Source organism: Candidatus Hodarchaeum mangrovi, assembly GCF_975850365.1.
This window is the reverse complement of record NZ_CDLCQJ010000014.1, coordinates 1-2,149: the sequence shown is the minus strand read 5'-3', so window position 1 is coordinate 2,149 and position 2,149 is coordinate 1. Positions and strand designations below refer to the sequence as shown.

Annotated in this window: 2 protein-coding genes; one reads left to right on the top strand and one right to left on the bottom strand. The window is 34.7% G+C overall.

Annotated features, from left to right (window positions below):
* On the bottom strand, positions 1-573 hold a 573-nt coding region (locus ACWVCY_RS01795; protein ID WP_455139891.1), incomplete at its 3' end, for a pyridoxal-dependent decarboxylase.
* Between the two features lie 231 nt (positions 574-804).
* Between ACWVCY_RS01795 and ACWVCY_RS01790 the strand changes: the two genes are divergently transcribed.
* Positions 805-2,133 (top strand): MFS transporter, encoded by a 1,329-nt coding sequence (locus ACWVCY_RS01790; protein ID WP_455139889.1) that lies wholly within the window; start codon positions 805-807, stop codon positions 2,131-2,133.
* Positions 2,134-2,149 lie beyond the last annotated feature (16 nt).

The window sequence follows — 2,149 nt, the reverse complement described above, 5'->3', positions numbered from 1 at the left end:
CTTCTGAAGACAGCTATGCCCCTCTGTAGAACAATAATATGTTATTTTAGCATTTAATGATTGTAAGCCTTTTTCTCGCACATTATAGCCCGTTTTTAGATTTCGTGCCACAGTTAATCCGACAAGACTTGCCATAGAAGCCCCTCTAGTTATCAGTCCCGATGCTTGTGGGTCATAAGCTAACATTTCTTTGACCCACTCAATAACTTGGTACTCAACATAATTTGCAATATGTTCCAACCCTCCAGAAGGTTGATTTAGGGCGGATGCAATTAGGTCTCCATAAGCACCAAATAACGTACCTGTTCCCACAACCCATCCCCAGAAACAGGGGTGGGTATTTCCTAGCGTATAAGGTATTATCATTTCTCTTATGTCATTATAAATTGCGCTGATTTTCTGATGTTCTTTAGGTATTGGCTTTCGCATTTTATCTTTAATTTCTAATGGGATAGGTTGCCATACGGGTTTTTCTCGGATATTTTTCAGATGTTCGATCATATCATCAATAATCTGATGCCCTATTTTTCTCTGTTCTTCCCAATCTTTGGGATCTAATGTTTCTTCAAACATAAATTAATTCCTCCTTATTCTGGGCCAAATTTGGTTTAAGAATGGTTGTTGATGTTCATGAATTAGTGGATAATAATCTCATTATTGATAAGGTTTACCCTCTGGAACTAGCACATATACATACTTCATCATGGAAACAAAATACTAAATTTCTATTTATCAATGTTTGAACGGTTTAATTACCACATTCAAATCGTTTTATAATGATAGGGGGATAACGTCGATTTAATCATGACAGAGACAAAACCCCAATCCTATCTTCAAAGCTTGAGAAAAGTCTTCCAATCCCGAAATTTCGTGGTAATTCTTCTTACAAACTATACAGGATCACTTTTTCTTGCAGCATGGGTATATCTAAATTTATTTTTTCGAGATGTTGGATTAACCTATATAGAATTAGGCATAGCAAACGGTTGGTCAATGCTTATTGGCTTATTTTTCACAATGATCGGAGGATATTGGGCAGATAAACATATTCATCACAGACGTTATATGGCTACCTTTAATAAATTTTTTATAGCTATAGCGATGTTTCTCATGCCTTTTGTCGATACATTCATTAGTTTAATATTTGTATGGACAATTTTCTCACTGGCACAATTCTGTCAAGCATCCATCGACCCTATCCTGTTTGAGTCTTTACCAAAAGAACAGATGGGAACTGGTACGAGTCTTTTTACATTAACAGGATTTTTTGGTATTTTGGGCCTTTTTCTAGTTGGATTTTTGATTATAGATGGATTTGTGGAAGGTCTTCGCATATTCTTTTTTATGGCAGGAATTGCGAGTCTGATAGATTTCTTAATTCGATTAATCTTTTTAGAACAAATCAAGATAGAAAATGCTAATGAAATAAGTGAAAAAAATGGATTGGCTCAAGATTTAATTATACAGTATTCTACTGGACTGAAAGTGTTGTTAGCGACGATTCCACTATTTTTCATAGTATTTCTCTTGGATGTAGCCAGTGATATTAATTATCAATTCGCTCAAAATTTCTTTCTAAATGAAGAGGTAGGAATGAACTATAACACACTAAATTATACGATGATAGGGGCAACAATCTTAGGGATTATAGGGGGATTAGCTGCAGGAGCACTTCTGGACCGAACTACCAATGATGCTAAAATTATGTTCTTAGCTTATTTATTTCTACCATTTTCTATATTCTTACTGTTCAATTCTCCTATGTTCCCCGTCTGGATTAATTTTCAGTCTAATGAACTTTTATTGACACTTATTTCTAGTACAGCTTTTATTGCTGTTATAATCAAAGCAGGTAATGATGTTATCTGGAGAACAATAGCTTGGGGAGCTGTTGGACGAAAATTACCTCGAAAACATACAGGTAAAGTGATGGCGATATTAGGAATGGCAATACAAGCATTAGGAGTAATAATAAGTCCAATAGCTGGATTCATTTATGAACAGGATGGAGGAGGGTGGTTATTGATTATCGCAATGGGAATAAACATTATTATTCTTTTCTTATTATTAATTAGCTGGTTGAGAGGTCGAAGTGAGTTATACAAACAAAAACCAGTAGCTTTACCAATTTAATATTGAAATACTTCTT

What these genes read in the sequence shown, in the direction of transcription:
- ACWVCY_RS01790 (WP_455139889.1), top strand. Translation starts at nt 805, where the DNA reads ATGACAGAGACAAAACCCCAATCCTATCTTCAAAGCTTGAGAAAAGTC.